This is a genomic window from Leucobacter sp. CX169 (assembly GCF_017161405.1).
Classification (GTDB): Bacteria; Actinomycetota; Actinomycetes; order Actinomycetales; family Microbacteriaceae; genus Cx-87.
In genome coordinates this window covers 1,427,447-1,443,994 of record NZ_CP071051.1, presented here as the reverse complement: position 1 = coordinate 1,443,994, position 16,548 = coordinate 1,427,447, and the positions used below count along the sequence as shown (strand labels likewise).

Below are 16,548 nucleotides of genomic sequence, written 5' to 3'. Positions count from 1 at the left end.
CCGCACTGAGTCGGAGGGATCCGACCCAGCTCGGCGCGTAGCGCACACCGGGTTCTCCGCAACAGTGCAGTAATCTAAACAACGGCCGGACACGCGAATTTCTTCCCTTCGGAAGGAACGGGTCATCGAGCCACTGCCACAGCTTCCCATTCTACAGAATTCCCGCGAAAAAGGGAGGGTCTGCCGTGCGCGTCTTTTTACGCGTTCAGATTGGCCCGTCGCGCCTAAGGAGCAATCGTGCCTGATGCCACCGTCCGCCCCACACCCGCCACCTCGGCGCACGAACCTGCTCCCCGGCTCCCCCGCCGCATCAGGATCCTGGCGTGGTGGGTGTTCGTCACCCAGGTCCTCATTGTGGCCACCGGTGGGGCCGTGCGACTGACCGGATCGGGCCTCGGCTGCGACACCTGGCCGAAATGCACCGCGGACTCGTTCGTGCACAACCCGGCAATGGGCATTCATTCCTACATTGAGTTCGGGAACCGGACGCTCTTCTTCCTGCTCGAAATCGTGGCCATTCTCGCGCTCATCGCGCTCTGGAAGTTCCGGAAGGCACGCCCCGACCTCTTCTGGCTAGTCGTTGTCCCGACCCTCAGCATCCCGATCCAGGCAGTCCTGGGTGGGATCACGGTGCTGTCGGACCTGAACCCGTATGTCGTCGGCGTGCACTTCCTCGTGAGCGTCGTCCTCGTCATGCTCGCCGCGCTCCTCGTGAAGCGCGCGTACGAGCCGGGCGGCCCGCGCGCACTGGCGGTCTCCGCGCCCCTGTTGCAGAACGCCTGGATCGCCACCATTGTCGGCATGATTACGGTCGTGGTCGGCACGCTCCTCACCGGATCGGGCCCCCACGCCGGCGACGGCGGCGCTGCGCGCAACGGACTCGACTCTGCCGTGGTGCAGACGCTTCACGTTGCGCCCGCCTACGCGACGCTTTTCTTCACCGCGCTGGTCTGCTTCCTGGCGTACCAGGAGCGTGCGCACTCAGTGCAGCGTTTTGCGGGTTGGGCGCTCGTGGTTATGGCCCTCCAAATCATGGTCGGCATCGCGCAGGCCCGCCTGGCGCTCCCTCCGCTGCTCGTGGGCATCCATATGGTGCTCGCCTGCCTGCTCGCCTCGGCCCTGTTCCTCATGCTCGTCGAGACGCGCCAGCGGGTGCGAGTGACGATCGTCGCCTAGCACGCTGGCTCGTCCAGGCGAGGGTGGGTGGCCGTTGGGCTACCCACCCTCGCCTCGTTGCGCATCCCATGGGCGCGAACTCGCAACCGTCGCGAGTTCCCTCGGCGCCACGGAGATCTCGGAAGCGGACCGGCGAAGGGAACTGAGTCAGCTCCGAGTGCCGAACGCAGTGATGGCTGTCGAGCTGACGCTCCGAGCGCTGCGGAGCGGTGACCCAGAAACAGAACAGGCGCCTCCCGAAGGGAGACGCCTGGATCCTGCGCAGACGGCTAGAAGGGCAGTAGCGGGTCGATCGCGATCGCGAGGAACAGCACCGACAGGTACGTGATCGAGCCGTGGAAAAGCTGCATCGGCTTGCCCTCGGCACCGCGAATCGCGCTGCTGTAGAGCCGATGCGCCGCGACGATGAAGTAGCCGCCCGCGAGCAACGCCACGGCCGTGTACGTCCAGCCCATGTCCGCGACGGGGATCAACAGCAACGAGCTGACGACCGTCGCCCAGGTGTAGAGGATGATCTGCAGGCCGACCGTAATGCGGCCGCGGACGACGCCGAGCATCGGCACACCCGCCGCGGCGTAGTCGTCGCGGTACCGCATGGAGAGCGGCCAGTAGTGCGGCGGTGTCCAGAGGAAGATGATGAGGAAGAGGATGAACGGCGGCCACGAGAGGCTCTCGGTGACGGCGGCCCAGCCGATGAGCACGGGGAAGCAGCCGGCCAGGCCGCCCCAGATGATGTTCTGCTCACTGTGGCGCTTGAGAATCAGCGTGTACAAGACGACATAGAACAGGATCGCGGCGAGCGAGAGTGCGGCGGCGAGCCAGTTCGTGGTGAGCCAGAGCCACACGATCGAGGCGATGCCGAGCACCCACGCGAAGATGAGCGCGTTGCGGTCCGAGATTTCCCCCGTGACGAGCGGACGCTTGCTGGTCCGCTTCATCAAGCGGTCCATGTCGCGATCGATGTAGCAGTTGAACGCGCCTGCCGAGCCGGCGCTCATCGCGCCGCCAATCAGCGTCGCCAAAACGAGCCAGAGGCTTGGCAGCGCGTGCGCCGCAAGAATCATGGCCGGAACCGTCACCACCAGCAGCAACTCGACCACTCGTGGTTTCGTTAAAGCGACATACGCTTTCACGCGACGCACGAGTGTCGAGGAAGTCGAAGCGGAGGGACGACGCGGGGACAAGGTCTCGGATGACATCGCGAAACAGTCTACGCCAGGCGAGGGATGCGCAACCTGAGCGCATGCGCGCGTCGACAGGGGCGTCGAGGGCGCCATGCACGGTAGTCTGGTTTGCGGTGAACTTCGGGGGCAGACCGAGCTCGGGCAGCCCCCTCCCCCAACACGTCCGGAGAGGCTGACGAATTGTCGAACGAACTGCACTGGGATGAACGCGACGACCGAGCGGTAGATACCGCTCGTGTGCTCGCTGCTGACGCTGTCGAAAGCGTCGGCAATGGACATCCTGGGACCGCCATTAGCCTCGCACCGGTCTCGTACCTGCTGCACCAGAAGGTCATGCGCCACGACCCGAGCGATACCGACTGGATCGGCCGCGACCGCTTCATCCTGTCGGTGGGCCACTCGTCGCTGACGCAGTATGTCCAGTTGTACCTCGGTGGCTACGGCCTCGAGCTTGATGATCTGAAGGCGCTGCGCCGCTGGGGCTCGAAGACCCCGGGTCACCCCGAGTACGGCCACACGCGCGGCGTGGAGATTACGACCGGACCGCTCGGCCAGGGCCTCGCCTCTGCCGTCGGCTTCGCCTATGCCGCACGGTACGAGCGCGGCCTGTTCGACCCCGAGGCAGCGCCCGGGACGAGCCCGTTCGATCACCATATCTACGTGGTCGCCGGCGATGGAGACCTCCAGGAGGGCGTGACCGCCGAGGCGTCGTCGCTCGCCGGGCACCAGGAGCTCGGCAACCTCATTGCGATCTACGACAGCAACCAGATCTCGATCGAGGACGACACCGATATCTCGTTCTCCGAGGACGTCGCGAAGCGCTACGAAGCCTACGGCTGGCAGGTGCTGCACGTCGATTGGAAGCGCACCGGCGCCTACGTCGAGGACGTCCGCGAGCTGAACGCCGCGATCGAGGCCGCGAAGGCTGAGACGGGCAAGCCCTCGCTCATCATCCTGAGCACGATTATTGGGTGGCCGAGCCCGGGCAAGCAGAACACCGGCGGCATCCATGGCTCGAAGCTCGGAGCCGAAGAGCTCGCCGGGCTGAAGGTCGCCCTCGACTTCGACCCCGAGCAGCACTTCGTCGTCGAGCCCGAGGTCATCGCCCACACCCGTGAGGCACTGACCCGAGGCGCGCAGACGCGCGCCGAGTGGCAGGCTGGCTTTGACGCGTGGGCCGCGGCGAACCCCGAGCGCAAGGCGCTGTTCGACCGCATCGAGGCGCAGGAACTTCCCGCCGAGGCGGCCGCTGCGCTGCCGACCTTCACCCCCGGTGAGAGCGTCGCCACCCGCTCGGCGAGCGGCAAGGTACTCGCGGCCCTCGGCCCGATCATGCCCGAGCTCTGGGGTGGCTCCGCCGACCTCGCAGGATCGAACAATACGACCATCCCGAACGCGGCCTCGTTCGTGCCGGTGAACCACTCCACCTCGAGTTGGAGCGGCGATCCCTACGGCCGCGTGCTGCACTTCGGCATCCGCGAGCACGCCATGGGCGCGATCCTGAATGGTATTCAGCTGCACGGGAAGACCCGCAGCTACGGCGGCACCTTCCTCATCTTCAGCGACTACATGCGCCCCGCGGTCCGTCTCGCGGCGCTCATGAACGTGCCGAGCATCTTCGTCTGGACGCACGACTCGGTCGCCCTCGGCGAGGACGGTCCGACCCACCAGCCGATTGAGCAGCTTGCGACGCTGCGCGCGATTCCGAACCTCGCCATGGTGCGCCCCGCGGACGCGAACGAGGTGTCCGTTGCCTGGCACGAGATCCTGTCGCGCCACGCTGGTCCCACCGGCATCGCGCTAACCCGCCAGAACGTGCCGGTGCTGCCTCGCGGGGGCGACTTCGCCTCGGCCGAGGGTGCGCGCAAGGGCGCCTATGTGCTCGTCGATTCACCCACAGACTCGGTCGACGTGCTGTTGATCGCCACCGGTTCCGAGGTGCAGCTCGCGGTCGAGGCCCGCGAGCGTCTCGCCGCCGAGGGCGTGGGGGCCCGCGTCGTCTCGGCGCCTTGCCTCGAGTGGTTTGACGAGCAGACCGCCGAGTACCGCGAATCGGTGCTCCCCGCGGCCGTGACCGCACGCGTCAGCGTCGAGGCCGGGCTTGCCCTGACCTGGACAGGCATTGTCGGTGACCGCGGCCGCTCGGTGTCGATCGAGCACTTCGGTGCCTCGGCCGACTACGAGACGCTGTTCCGCGAGTTCGGCATCACGACCGACGCCGTTGTTGCCGCGGCCCGCGAGTCCATCGCGAGCTAGCTCGGCTCGTCGCCCACCGCGTCACGCAACGATTGATTCTCGATTCCGCTCAGCAAGAGGAGAAACACCATGAATGACTCCCCCACCGCACTGCTCAGCCGCGCTGGCGTCAGCATTTGGCTCGACGACCTGTCGCGCGAGCGGCTGGACAGTGGAAACCTTGTTGAGCTCATCGAGACGCGCGATGTGGTGGGCGTCACCACCAACCCGACGATCTTCGCTGGCGCATTTGCGAACGGTCAGGCCTACGCGGAGGGCGTCGCAGAGGCCCGCGCTGCGGGCATGAGTACCGAGGCGACGATCTTCGAGCTCATGTCCCGCGACGTTTCCGACGCGTGCGACGTGTTCCAGCCGATCTTCGAGCGGACACACGGCTACGACGGACGCGTCTCGATCGAGGTCGCTCCGTCGCTCGCTCGTGACACCGAGGGAACGGTCGCGCAGGCGAAAGAGTTGTGGGCACGGATCAACCGTCCCAACGCGATGATCAAGATCCCGGCAACCAAAGAGGGGCTGCCCGCGATCACTGCCGCGATCGCCGCCGGCATCAGCGTCAACGTCACCCTCATCTTCAGCCTGGAGCGCTACCGCGCCGTCACAAACGCATACCTCACGGGCCTCGAGCAGGCGCGCGCCGCGGGCATCCCGCTCGACGGCATCCACTCGGTCGCTTCGTTCTTCGTCTCGCGCGTCGATACCGAGGTGGACCGCCGTCTGAACGAGGTTGGCACGGACGAGGCGCTCGCCTTGCGCAGCGACGCGGGAATCGCCAACGCCCGCCTTGCATACGAGATCTTCTTGGAGTCCTTCGCGAGCGAACGGGCCCGGATGCTACTGGCTGCGGGCGCAAACTCGCAGCGGCCGCTGTGGGCGTCAACCGGTGTGAAGGATCCAAGCCTGCCCGACACGCGTTACGTCGTCGAGTTGGTCGCGGAGGGCGTCGTCAACACGATGCCCGCCGGCACCCTCGAGGCAACGGCCGACCACGGCGTGGTCCGGGGCGACACCATCTCAGGCACCTTCTCCGAGTCGAACGCGCACCTCAACGCTCTGGACGGCGTGGGCATCGACTACACCGAGGTGACCGATTTGCTGGAGGTCGAGGGCCTCGCCAAGTTCGACGCGTCATGGGACGAGCTGGTGGAGATGGTTGATACCGCGCTGAAGGGCGCACAGTGACTCCGGCGCCACTCGCGCTCACCCTGGCCGCGCCGGCCGCGGCAGACGAGGCTCTCGCCGCGCTGATCCGCGATCGCGTGGCAAGCCGCCTGTTCGCTGCGGACGACTCGCTCTGGGGGCCCGCGGCGCAGCCCGAGGCGTCTGTCCGTCTGGGCTGGGTCCGCCCGGCGGGCCTCGCCGGTTCCACCGAAGCACTCATCGACGATATTGAGGCGCTGCGCGACGAGCTCGCCTCCGCCGGCGTCGACCGCATCGTACTGAGCGGAATGGGCGGCTCGAGCCTGGCACCCGAGGTCATCACCCGCCGCTACGGCGTCCCCCTTATCGTCCTCGACTCGACGCACCCGGCCCGCGTGCGCGCAGCCCTCGGAACCGACCTGTCGCGCACCGCACTCGTCGTGAGCTCGAAGTCGGGATCGACGGTTGAGACGCAGAGCCACCGCGAGACATTTGAGGCGGCGTTTGTCGCTCAGGGGCTTGACCCTGCCGCCAGGATCATCGTCGTCACCGATCCCGGCTCGCCGTTCGAGGCCTCAGCGCGGGAGCGCGGGAACCGCGTCTTTCTCGCGGACCCGCACGTCGGCGGACGCTACTCCGCACTCACGGCGTTTGGGCTCGTCCCCTCCGGTCTTGCCGGCGCGAACATTCGGGCGCTCCTGGCCGAGGCCACCGCGTGCCTCGGCGGACTCGCGCTTGACTCAGAGGAGAATCCGGCGCTCCGCCTCGCGGCCGCACTTTACGCGGGACTCCCCAGCCGCTTCGCGCTCGTGCTTGCACCAGGCGCCGAACCCGGAGGCGCGCACAGCGACGCTGCGACCGACTGGGGCCTGCCCGACTGGATCGAGCAGCTCGTGGCAGAGTCGACGGGGAAGCTCGGCCTCGGCGTGCTGCCGGTGGCGGTCCACCCGGGCTCACCCGAGACCGTCGGGCATCTCCCGTCAACCGCACAGCTGGTTTCGGTATCGCCCCTTCCCTCACACGCGAGTGGCGACCGCCTTGCTGGGCCCCTCGGCGCCCAGTTCCTTTGCTGGGAGGCCGCGACCGCCGTGCTGGGCCGTCTCATGAACATCAACCCGTTCGACCAGCCCGACGTCGAGTCCGCGAAGACGGCCACCCGCGCGCTGCTCGGGCAGGGCGTTCGTGATGAGCCGGTGCTGGGCCCCCTGAGCGACGTCGCTGGCGCTGCGATCCTGCGCGCCCCCGCCGGTGAGTTGCCCGCCGACGCGACGTCCGTATGGAGAGAGCTCTTTGCCCAGCTTCCCGCGAGTGGCTATCTCGCGGTCCAGGCCTACCTCGACGCAGGATCCCCGCTGGCGCCAGAGCTCGAAGGTTTGCGGGAAGAGCTCGCCGAACGGCTCGACGTGCCGGTCACGCTCGGCTGGGGCCCGCGATTCCTCCACTCCACCGGCCAGCTGCACAAGGGCGGTCCCGCAGTGGGCGTTTTCCTGCAGCTCACCGACGAGGTGCGGGAAGACCTGGCCATCCCCGGCTCCGCGCAGAGCTATCACGAGCTGTTGACGGCGCAGGCCGCCGGTGACGCGAGCGTGCTCGTCGAGCGTGGCCGGCCAGTCGTTTCGCTGCGGCTTGCCGACCCGCTTAGCGGGGTGCGTGCGCTGCGCGCCGCGCTCCAGGCGTTGCCGGGGTCGGCCCGATGAGCGAAACTCCGTCCGCGGAGAATCGCCTGCGCTCGCCGGGAGACGTTCGTCTTGACCGGGTTGCTGGCCCCTGTGCGATCGTCCTCTTCGGTGTCACGGGCGACCTCGCTCGCAAGAAGCTTCTCCCGGCGATCTACGACCTCGCAAATCGCGGGCTCCTCCCACCAGGCTTTGCGCTCGTCGGGTTCGGCAGGCGCGAATGGTCGGACGAACAATTCGTCGATGTCGTCCGCGAGTCGGTACGGGAGCATTCTCGTACCGAGTTCGACGCTGACGTGTGGGAGCAGTTCCGCACGGGCATTCGCTTCGTCAACGGCTCGTTCGAAGACGCTGAGGCGTACGCCCGCATGCGGGTCGTGCTCGAGGACCTCCGTAGGGAACGTGGCACCGGTGGAAACACTGCGTTCTACCTCTCGGTGCCGCCCAGCTCCTTCCAGGTCGTGGGCGGGCACCTGCGTGACGCAGGCCTCGCCGAAGCCGACGATGACGCCTGGCGGCGCGTCGTCATCGAGAAGCCGTTCGGTCACGATTTGCCGAGTGCGCAGGAGCTCGGACGGGCCATCGACGCCGTATTCCCCCCGGAGCATGTCTTCCGCATTGACCACTATCTCGGCAAAGAGACGGTGCAGAACATCCTCGCGTTGCGGTTCGCAAACGTGATGTACGAGCCAATCTGGAATTCGGAGTATGTCGACCACGTACAGATCACGATGGCCGAGGACATCGGGGTCGCCGGGCGGGCCGGCTACTACGACGGCATTGGGGCCGCGCGCGACGTGATCCAAAATCACCTGCTGCAGCTCCTTGCGCTCACCGCCATGGAACAGCCAGCCTCGCTGGGAGCAGACGACCTCAGGGTCGAGAAGGAGCGCGTCCTCGGTGCAGTCGTGCTGCCCGAAGACCTTGCCGCCTCGACCGCTCGCGGTCAGTACGCCAGCGGCTGGCAGGGCGGCGAGTATGTCCGGGGGTTTGTCGAGGAGGACGGAATGGCACCCGACTCGCGGACCGAGACGTTTGCCGCGATCACTCTCGGTATCGACTCCCCGCGGTGGCGCGGCGTCCCCTTCTACCTCCGCACCGGCAAGCGGCTCGCGCGACGCGTGACCGAGATTGCCGTGGTCTTCAAGAAGCCCGCCTTTGCGATCGTCGCTCCCGAGGCGCTCGGAAACAACGCCCTCGTCATCCGGATCCAGCCCGATGAGGGTGTGACCACGCGCTTCAGCTCGAAGGTTCCGGGCCCCGGAAACCAACTGCGCGACGTGACGATGGACTTTGGCTATAGCCACGCCTTCACCGAGGCGAGCCCCGAAGCCTACGAGCGTCTGATCCTGGACGTCCTGCTCGGCGAGCCGCCATTGTTCCCACGGCAGCGCGAGGTGGAGCTCTCCTGGCGGATTCTTGACCCCATCGAAGCCGAGTGGCGTCGCACCGGAGCACCCGAGCAGTATGCGTCGGGAAGCTGGGGCCCGGAGGGGGCCGCCGCAATGCTTGCCCGTGACGGCCGCGTCTGGAGGCGACCATGATCGAGACGATTTCCGACACCACGATTAGCGGGCTCAGCCGACGAATGGTGGCGCTGCGCATCGAGGGCGGCGCGACTACCCTCGGCCGCGTGCTCACCCTCGTCATTCCGTGCACGCTGGACGGAGTCGAAGAGGCAATCGAGGCGGCGAACTTCGCCTCTCGCGAGCACCCGATGCGCGTCATCCTGATCGCGCTTCCGGGCATCGAGCCCGGCGGGCGGCCTGGCCCGGGGGTCTCGCAGCTCGCCCTCGTGCCCCGTGAGCCCAAAGACGGTCTGGACGCGGAGATTCGTGTGGGCGGCGATGCCGGCGCGAGCGAGGTCATCGTACTGCTCCCGCGAGGCGCCGTCGCGGCGGCGCCCGACCGGCTCGTGTCAGGGCTGCTGCTCCCGGACGCGCCGGTCGTCGTGTGGTGGTCTGATATCTGGCCCGATCACGCCGCGGAGACGCCCCTCGGCCGCCTTGCGCAGCGCAGGATTACCGACTCGGGAGCGTTTCTCGACCCGGCCGATCGCCTCCGCGCCTTGGCGCACGATTCGCAGCCGGGCGACACCGACCTCGCCTGGGCCCGCCTCACCCTCTGGCGCGCGCAGCTCGCCGCGGCACTCGATAATGCCCCGCACTGCACGATCAGTGATGTGACCGTGAGTGGCACCCCCGATTCGTCGTCCACCACGCTGCTCGCGGCCTGGCTGCGGCTGCAGCTCGGCGTGCCCGTCCACCGGCGCGAGATGCCCTTCGACGCCGGCGTCACATGGGGTATTCACTCAGTCGTCATCCACTCCCCCGACGGCGACATCTCAATTACGCGTAGTCACGGCGCGTTCGTCGCAATCGAGCAGCCCGGGCACCCCCGGCTTGAGGTGCCGCTTCCGCGCCGCCCGCTTCGGGAGTGCCTCGCGGAGGACCTCCGCCTGCTCCGACCAGACGAGCTCTATCAGCGCGTCGTCACCGAGGGGGTCCCGTTGCTGCTCGGAGACCCCACCACCGACATCCTGATTCTGCCGGAGGGACTCGCATGATGCGCCTCGAGACTGCACCGGATCAGGAGGCTCTCGCCGCCTCGATAGCCACCGCCGCACTCGGCGTGCTCGTCGAGGTACAGCGCGACGGTCGGGTGCCGGTATTCGTGTTGACTGGCGGCAGCATGGGTATTGCCGCGCTCGCGGCGATCGCGCGTGACGCAACCGTGAGCGCCGTTGACTGGTCGCGCGTCGCACTGGTCTGGGGGGACGAGCGCTGGCTGCCCGCAGGCGACGCGGAACGCAACGAGCTCCAGGCGGACGACGCGCTGCTACGTGCGCTTCCGCTCGACCCTGCGCTGGTGCATCGCGTTGACGCCTCGGACGCCGGTTTCAGCCTTGACGCGGCCGCCGAGCGGTACGCGTCGATTGTGGATTCGCTCGGGCGCATCGATCTGGCTCTCTTCGGAGTCGGCCCGGACGGGCACGTCGCGTCGCTCTTCCCCGGACGAGACGACCTCCTGCTCGACGGGCTAGGCGTGCCGTCGGCACTTCCCGTCCGCGACTCCCCCAAGCCGCCCCCCGAGCGCGTGACGCTCACGCTCGACGCCATCCGGCGAGCGGATCGGGTGTGGCTGCTTGCGGCTGGCGCGGGCAAAGCCGAAGCAGTTGCGCAGATTCGCGTTCCTGGTCCGGAGCCGCTCCCAGCCGCACGGATCTCGGGTCTCGTCGAGACGGTCCTCTGGGCGGACACCGAGGCGCTCAGTACGTCATAGTGGGGTCGCGCACAAGCGCTGCGCCGACCAAAAAGCCGACGCGCACCGCGGCCCGAGGGCCAGGGTGCGCGTCGGCTGAGTGACAGCGAGTACGCTAGGCGCGCTTTGCCGTACCGCGGCGCTCGCGAAGCTTCTGCAAGGCGGCTTCGAGTAACTCGACGGCCTCCTCCTCGGTACGTCGCTCCTTCACGTAGGCGAGGTGCGTCTTGTAGGGCTCCGGCTTGGACAGGCTCGGAGGGTTCTCCTTGTCGCGACCAGCGGGCAGGCCGGACTGCGGGCAATCGATCTGGTCGGGGATCTCCTCGTCAGGAACGTCCGACGAGAAGTGGCGAATCGTCTCGTTGCCGAGTGCGTCCCAGTACGAGACCGCGTTGCGCTCGGCGTGGAATCCGTGATCCTTCTCGCCCATTGGACCTGACCCGACGCGGGCCCCACGAATTGCGTTGCTCCCAGTAGCCATGCGGAGACTCTCCCTCTAATGATGCGGATGCGCCGAAACGACGGCGAACGGCGAAAGTGTTACGTGCGTTTAGAAAACGCTAAAACGGGCGATGAGGCCCAGTCCCACGATGGACACGAACCACGTGATCGAGACCACGATCGTGATGCGGTTGAGGTTGCGCTCTGCGACGCCCGACGACCCAAGGCTCGACATCATGCCGCCACCAAACATGTCGGAGAGGCCGCCACCGCGGCCCTTGTGCAGCAGGATGAACAGGATGAGCAGGAGGCTGGTGATGACCAGCAGCACCTGCAGAATCACCTGGAAAACGAGGAGCACGTCGGGGAACCCTTTCGTGGAAGTGTAGAGCGGCGCAGCGCGCCACTGACCTAGTATAGCCGTCGCCCGACGCAATCATCGGGCGACGGGCAGTGAACTACGCCGTGACGTGCTTTCTGAACTGCACGATGCGGGTGAATTCGTCGATCTTCAAGCTTGCTCCACCGATGAGTGCGCCATCGATGTCGGGCTGGGACATGAAGCCCGCGATGTTCTGGCTGGCGACCGAGCCGCCGTAGAGCACGCGAACGCGCTGGGCATCGTCTTCTCCGCGCAACTCGGAGATCTTCTCGCGCAGCGCGCGAGCGACCTGCTGCGCCTGTGCGGGAGTCGCCGCTTGGCCGCTGCCGATCGCCCAGACAGGCTCGTACGCCACGACATACTCCGCGCCTTCGGGCAGTCCCGCAAGCGACGCTTCGAGCTGGGCGACGGGGACAGCCGACGCGCCATGCAGTTCGAGGTCCTCCGCGGTCTCTCCGATGCAGATGACCGGTACCATGCCCGCGCGGCTGGTCGCGACGGCCTTTGCCGCCACGATCGCGTCGTCTTCGTGATGGCCCGCGCGGCGCTCCGAGTGCCCGACGATGACATAGTGGACCTCGAGCTTGGCGAGGAACGGCGCGGCAATGTCGCCCGTATACGCGCCCGACTCGTGCGGCGACACGTCTTGCGCACCGAGGCGCAGGGCGAGCTTGTCGGCGGCAAGGAGAGTCTGCACTGAGCGAAGGTCAGTGAACGGCGGAAAGACCGCCACCTCGACGTCGGAGTAGTTGTGCTTGACGTCACCCAGACCCCACGACAGCTTCTGCACGAATGCGATCGCCTGCAGGTGGTCGAGATTCATCTTCCAGTTGCCCGCAATCAGCGGGACACGTGCATTACTCACGCGAGTACCTCCAGTCCAGGCAGCTGCTTTCCCTCGAGGAACTCGAGGCTGGCGCCGCCGCCAGTAGAAATGTGGCCGAACTGATCATCGGCAAATCCGAGTGCGCGCACGGCGGCCGCGGAATCACCGCCACCGACGACCGTGAAGCCGCTTGTTTCGGTGAGGGCGCGCGCGACCTCACGCGTACCGTTCGCGAATGCGGGCATCTCGAAGACGCCCATGGGACCGTTCCAGAACACCGTCGCTGATCCCATGATTGCCTCCGCAAACGCACGAGCGGAATCGGGACCGATGTCGAGACCGATGCCGGCAGCGCCGAAGGCGCTCGACTCGATGTCATGCGCCGGGACGATCTCGTGCGCGGCATCGGCGGCGAACGCCTCTGACACGACGACATCGGTCGGCAGCACGATCCGGACGCCGCGGCGCTCGGCCTCGGCGAGATACCCCCGCACCGTCTCGATCTGGTCGGATTCGAGCAGGCTCGCGCCCACGCGATATCCCTGTGCCGCAAGGAAAGTGAAGAGCATGCCGCCACCGATGAGCAGCGTGTCGACGCGCTCAATCAGGTGCGCGATGACTCCGAGCTTGTCGGACACCTTCGAGCCCCCGAGGACCACCGTTGCCGGGCGTGCGGGCGACACCGTCAGGCGTTCGAGCACCTCCAGCTCGGCCTGCACGAGACGGCCCGCAGCGGAGGGCAGGATCTCAGCGAGTTCGGTGACGCTGGCCTGTCGGCGGTGCATGACGCCGAACCCGTCTGAGACGAATGCGGTACCAAACTCGGCGAGCTTCGCGGCAAACGCGTGCCGCTCGCCTGTGTCCTTACTCGTCTCCCCCGGCGAGAAGCGCAAGTTCTCGAGGAGCGCTACCTGGCCCGCCTCGAGGCCAGCCACTGCCTTTCGGGCCTCGTCGCCGACGGTGTCGGCGGCGAATGCGACGGGAGCGTCGAGCAGTTCGGCGAGACGCGCGGCGACGGGGCGCAAGGAGTACCGCACCTCGGGCGCCCCAGCGGGACGCCCGAGGTGGCTGATCAACACAACCCTCGCACCGGTTGCGGTGAGCTCACGGATCGTCGTGAGTGACGCCCGGATCCTGCCGTCGTCGGTAATGACACCGTCGCTAAGCGGGACGTTGAGGTCACATCGGACGATGACCGTCTGGGTGCTGAGATCACCGAGAGATTCGAGGGTTCGCATGCCGAAAGCACTCCTTCTGCGGAAATGAAATGAAACGGGACGCTGACTAGCTCGTCGCAGGCAACGTGTCCGCGACGTACTCAGCCAGGTCCACGAGCTGGTTCGAGTATCCCCACTCGTTGTCGTACCAGGCCGAAACCTTGACAAGCGGGCCGCTCACGCTCGTGAGGCCCGAGTCGAAGATCGTTGGGTGGGGATTCTGCACGATATCTGACGATACGAGCGGATCTTCGCTGTATTGCAGGATACCGGACAGCGAACCGCCAGCGGCCGCGAGGTAGGCAGCGTTGATCTCCTCGACGGTCAGCCCGTCGCGCGTGATCACGGTCAAATCGACAATGGAACCCGCGGGAATCGGTACCCGGTAGGAGGAACCGTTGAGCTTTCCGCTGAGCTCGGGGAGCACGAGGCCGATGGCGTGTGCAGCGCCGGTCGAAGTGGGGACGATATTCACCGCTGCAGCCCGCGCGCGTCGGAGGTCGCGGTGCGGGCTGTCCTGCAGCACCTGATCCGCTGTATAGGCGTGTGCCGTCATCATCGTTCCGTGCTCAATACCGAACGCATCGTTCAGTACCTTCGCGAGAGGGGCGAGGCAGTTGGTCGTGCAGGAAGCGTTCGAAATGACGTGATCGTTCGCGGGGTCGTAGACGCCCTCGTTCACGCCCATCACGATCGTCGGAGCGGGACCGTACGCCGGCGCCGAGATCAGCACCTTTCGCGCTCCCGCGGCGAGATGCGCCGACGCATCCTCCACCTTCGTAAAGTGACCGGTCGACTCAATCACGATCTCGACGCCGAGCTTTGCCCAAGGAAGGTTCTTCGGGTCGCGCTCAGAGAAGACGTCGAAACGATCGCCGTTCACCGTGATGCTCGACTCGTCGTGCGTGACCTCGGCATCGAGGACACCGCCGACCGAGTCGTACTTCAATAGGTGTGCCAGCGTCTTCGTGTCGGTGAGGTCATTCACCGCCACAATGTCGAGATCAGCCCCCTGTGCCAGAGAAGCTCGGAGGAAGTTTCGACCAATGCGGCCGAATCCGTTGATTGCGATACGTGTGCCCATTCACGTGCCTTTCAACTCGAAGGTGAGTGTTACATGACGATGCCGCCGGGCGGATGCCCTGGCGACCGATCGGCGGGTTTCCGCCGAAAGCAAAGCGGGCCGGCCCCAGAAACTGGAACCGACCCGCGAAGTACTATGCGCCGAGCTGAATCAGCCCGCTCGACTGCGTACGCGCGGCCTCGAGCCGCTTCGCGACGTCCTGCCAGTTCGCGATGTTCCAGAATGCCTTGACGTAGTCAGCGCGGACGTTGAGGTAGTCGAGGTAGTACGCGTGCTCCCATACGTCCAGCATGAGAAGCGGAACCGTTCCAGCGGGGAGGTTGCCCTGCTGATCGAACATCTGCACGACGTTCGCGCGCTGTCCCAGCGAGTCCCATGCGAGGACCGACCAGCCGGAGCCCTGCACGCCCATCGCGGTCGCGGTGAAGTGTGCCTGGAACTTTTCGAAGCTGCCGAAGAACTCGTCGATAGCCGATGCGAGCTCACCCTCGGGGCGCCCGCCGCCGTCCGGCGACATGTTGTTCCAGAAGATGGTGTGGTTGACGTGACCGCCGAGGTTGAACGCAAGGTCCTTCTCAAGCTTGTTCACGTTTGCAAGGTTGCCGCTCTCGCGGGCTTCAGCCAGAGCGTCGACTGCGGCGTTCGCGCCGGTCACATAGGCCTGGTGGTGCTTGTCGTGGTGCAGCTCCATGATCTTGCCGCTGATGTGCGGTTCAAGAGCGGAGTAGTCGTAGGGAAGTTCAGCGAGCGTGTACGCAGCCATGATGCCGTTTCTCCTTTAATTCAGTGTCCTTCCACCCTATCGCGATGCCTATCCAAATGGGTTCGCTTCGAGCGCACAGAAACGGCCGAACACCCGGAATAATCCAGGTGTCCGGCCGTTTCTCGCACGAGGGTGCGTGACGCCGTTAGCTCATGTCGTCGGGAAGCCCGGCGTCGGTCCCCGGGATGCCCTGGGTCTCCGCCGCCTTGTCGGCCATCGCGAGCAAGCGGCGAATGCGTCCTGCCACGGCATCCTTCGTGAGCGGCGGATCCGCCTGCGCGCCGAGCTCATCGAGGCTGGCCTCGCGGTGAGCGAGCCGCAGATCTCCGGCATAGCGGAGGTGATCGGGCACCTCGTCGCCGAGAATCTGGAGTGCACGCTCAACGCGCGAGCAGGCGGCGACGGAAGCCTGCGCCGAACGGCGAAGGTTCGCGTCGTCGAAGTTCACGAGTCGGTTCGCGGTGGCGCGGGTCTCGCGCTGCTTGCGCAGGTCTTCCCAGGCAGCGAGGGCCTGAGGCGCACCCATCAGGCCGAGCATGCGACCGATCGCCTCGTCATCACGCACCATCACCTTGTGGATGCTGCGGATCTCGCGGCTCTTCGCGGGAACGCCCAGGCGTCCGGCCGCACCAACGAGGGCCATCGCGGCCTCGTTCGACGGGCAGACGACCTCCAGGCTGGCCGAGCGGCCGGGCTCAGTCAGGGTGCCACGGGCCAGGAATGCTCCGCGCCAGATGGCCGCAAGCTCTTCGCGCCCACCGGTGGTGAGCCGGTTCGGCAATCCGCGGATCTGACGACGGTGACCATCCAGCAGGCCGATCTGGCGCGCGAGGGTCTCGCCGTCCATGACGCGGACCAAGAATCCGGGAGCGCCCGGACGGGTGCTGGCGGGGTGGTGCTGGATCGCTTCGGAGCGAACGCCGTAGAGCTCTGCAAGCGCCCGGCGCAGACGCTGAACGATCTGCGGCGTGTGCAGTTCGGACTCGAGCGCGATCCGGCCCGAGATGGTGTGCAAACCGCCAGAGAAGCGGAGCACGGTCGTCGTTTCTGCGACTCGAACGCTGGTTTTTGCGGCAGCAAACTGCACGAGTTCGGTCTTCACGTCGGCCGTCGGTGACACTGCGGCTTCCTCTCTCACATGGGTT

At 66.6% G+C, this 16,548-nt stretch carries 15 protein-coding genes; 7 read left to right on the top strand and 8 right to left on the bottom strand.

All coding sequences use genetic code 11. The features are described 5' to 3' along the window. The first annotated feature begins 237 nt into the window (after positions 1 to 237). Positions 238 to 1,176, top strand: a complete 939-nt coding sequence (locus JW030_RS06485) for a heme A synthase (RefSeq protein ID WP_188044768.1) — start codon at positions 238 to 240, stop codon at positions 1,174 to 1,176. Between the two features lie 269 nt (positions 1,177 to 1,445). Here the strand turns inward: JW030_RS06485 and JW030_RS06480 are convergent, their stop codons facing one another. Beyond that, positions 1,446 to 2,375, bottom strand: a complete 930-nt coding sequence (locus tag JW030_RS06480) for a heme o synthase (RefSeq protein WP_188044769.1) — start codon at positions 2,373 to 2,375, stop codon at positions 1,446 to 1,448. Positions 2,376 to 2,540: 165 nt separating this feature from the next. Here JW030_RS06480 and tkt point away from each other — a divergent pair, with 165 nt between their 5' ends. The 6 genes from tkt (at position 2,541) to pgl (ending at position 10,711) form a co-directional block, all read left to right on the top strand. Then, positions 2,541 to 4,616 carry a transketolase gene (gene tkt / locus JW030_RS06475; RefSeq protein ID WP_188044770.1) on the top strand — a complete coding sequence of 692 codons (2,076 nt, stop codon included), beginning with the start codon at positions 2,541 to 2,543 and terminating at the stop codon, positions 4,614 to 4,616. Between the two features lie 69 nt (positions 4,617 to 4,685). Next, positions 4,686 to 5,795: a transaldolase gene (tal, locus tag JW030_RS06470; protein WP_188044771.1), complete on the top strand. Its 1,110-nt coding sequence runs from the start codon at positions 4,686 to 4,688 to the stop codon at positions 5,793 to 5,795. Beyond that, positions 5,792 to 7,450: a glucose-6-phosphate isomerase gene (locus JW030_RS06465; protein ID WP_188044772.1), complete on the top strand. Its 1,659-nt coding sequence runs from the start codon at positions 5,792 to 5,794 to the stop codon at positions 7,448 to 7,450. Before tal ends, JW030_RS06465 begins: the two co-directional genes overlap by 4 nt. Next, positions 7,447 to 8,973: a glucose-6-phosphate dehydrogenase gene (zwf, locus tag JW030_RS06460; RefSeq protein WP_188044773.1), complete on the top strand. Its 1,527-nt coding sequence runs from the start codon at positions 7,447 to 7,449 to the stop codon at positions 8,971 to 8,973. The genes JW030_RS06465 and zwf overlap by 4 nt, the downstream gene beginning before the upstream one ends. After that, positions 8,970 to 9,995, top strand: a complete 1,026-nt coding sequence (locus tag JW030_RS06455) for a glucose-6-phosphate dehydrogenase assembly protein OpcA (RefSeq protein WP_188044774.1) — start codon at positions 8,970 to 8,972, stop codon at positions 9,993 to 9,995. The genes zwf and JW030_RS06455 overlap by 4 nt, the downstream gene beginning before the upstream one ends. Continuing rightward, positions 9,992 to 10,711 (top strand): 6-phosphogluconolactonase, encoded by a 720-nt coding sequence (gene pgl / locus JW030_RS06450; RefSeq protein WP_241095590.1) that lies wholly within the window; start codon positions 9,992 to 9,994, stop codon positions 10,709 to 10,711. The genes JW030_RS06455 and pgl overlap by 4 nt, the downstream gene beginning before the upstream one ends. A gap of 94 nt (positions 10,712 to 10,805) precedes the next feature. Here the strand turns inward: pgl and JW030_RS06445 are convergent, their stop codons facing one another. The 7 genes from JW030_RS06445 to whiA form a co-directional block, all read right to left on the bottom strand. Continuing rightward, the gene (locus JW030_RS06445) at positions 10,806 to 11,171 is read right to left on the bottom strand and encodes an RNA polymerase-binding protein RbpA (protein WP_188044775.1); all 366 of its coding nucleotides are present in this window, start codon (positions 11,169 to 11,171) and stop codon (positions 10,806 to 10,808) included. A gap of 69 nt (positions 11,172 to 11,240) precedes the next feature. Then, the gene (secG, locus tag JW030_RS06440; RefSeq protein ID WP_188044776.1) at positions 11,241 to 11,492 is read right to left on the bottom strand and encodes a preprotein translocase subunit SecG; all 252 of its coding nucleotides are present in this window, start codon (positions 11,490 to 11,492) and stop codon (positions 11,241 to 11,243) included. Positions 11,493 to 11,589: 97 nt separating this feature from the next. Continuing rightward, positions 11,590 to 12,378, bottom strand: coding sequence for a triose-phosphate isomerase (tpiA, locus tag JW030_RS06435; RefSeq protein WP_188044777.1), 789 nt, complete (start codon positions 12,376 to 12,378; stop codon positions 11,590 to 11,592). Beyond that, the gene (pgk, locus tag JW030_RS06430; RefSeq protein ID WP_188044778.1) at positions 12,375 to 13,577 is read right to left on the bottom strand and encodes a phosphoglycerate kinase; all 1,203 of its coding nucleotides are present in this window, start codon (positions 13,575 to 13,577) and stop codon (positions 12,375 to 12,377) included. Before pgk ends, tpiA begins: the two co-directional genes overlap by 4 nt. Positions 13,578 to 13,623: 46 nt before the next feature. Next, positions 13,624 to 14,640: a type I glyceraldehyde-3-phosphate dehydrogenase gene (gene gap / locus JW030_RS06425; protein WP_188044779.1), complete on the bottom strand. Its 1,017-nt coding sequence runs from the start codon at positions 14,638 to 14,640 to the stop codon at positions 13,624 to 13,626. A gap of 133 nt (positions 14,641 to 14,773) precedes the next feature. Beyond that, complete coding sequence (locus JW030_RS06420; RefSeq protein WP_188044780.1) at positions 14,774 to 15,403, bottom strand: superoxide dismutase; 630 nt, start codon at positions 15,401 to 15,403, stop codon at positions 14,774 to 14,776. A gap of 145 nt (positions 15,404 to 15,548) precedes the next feature. Next, entirely contained in the window at positions 15,549 to 16,523 is a 975-nt protein-coding gene (whiA, locus tag JW030_RS06415) for a DNA-binding protein WhiA (protein ID WP_188044781.1), read from the bottom strand. Positions 16,524 to 16,548: the final 25 nt, after the last annotated feature.

Bases quoted from the DNA above. Each gene is read 5' to 3' on its own strand.
- JW030_RS06480 (WP_188044769.1), bottom strand. From the start codon at position 2,375: ATGTCATCCGAGACCTTGTCCCCGCGTCGTCCCTCCGCTTCGACTTCC.
- tal (WP_188044771.1), top strand. From the start codon at position 4,686: ATGAATGACTCCCCCACCGCACTGCTCAGCCGCGCTGGCGTCAGCATT.
- pgk (WP_188044778.1), bottom strand. From the start codon at position 13,577: ATGCGAACCCTCGAATCTCTCGGTGATCTCAGCACCCAGACGGTCATC.
- pgl (WP_241095590.1), top strand. From the start codon at position 9,992: ATGATGCGCCTCGAGACTGCACCGGATCAGGAGGCTCTCGCCGCCTCG.
- JW030_RS06455 (WP_188044774.1), top strand. From the start codon at position 8,970: ATGATCGAGACGATTTCCGACACCACGATTAGCGGGCTCAGCCGACGA.
- zwf (WP_188044773.1), top strand. From the start codon at position 7,447: ATGAGCGAAACTCCGTCCGCGGAGAATCGCCTGCGCTCGCCGGGAGAC.
- gap (WP_188044779.1), bottom strand. From the start codon at position 14,640: ATGGGCACACGTATCGCAATCAACGGATTCGGCCGCATTGGTCGAAAC.
- JW030_RS06420 (WP_188044780.1), bottom strand. From the start codon at position 15,403: ATGGCTGCGTACACGCTCGCTGAACTTCCCTACGACTACTCCGCTCTT.
- JW030_RS06445 (WP_188044775.1), bottom strand. From the start codon at position 11,171: ATGGCTACTGGGAGCAACGCAATTCGTGGGGCCCGCGTCGGGTCAGGT.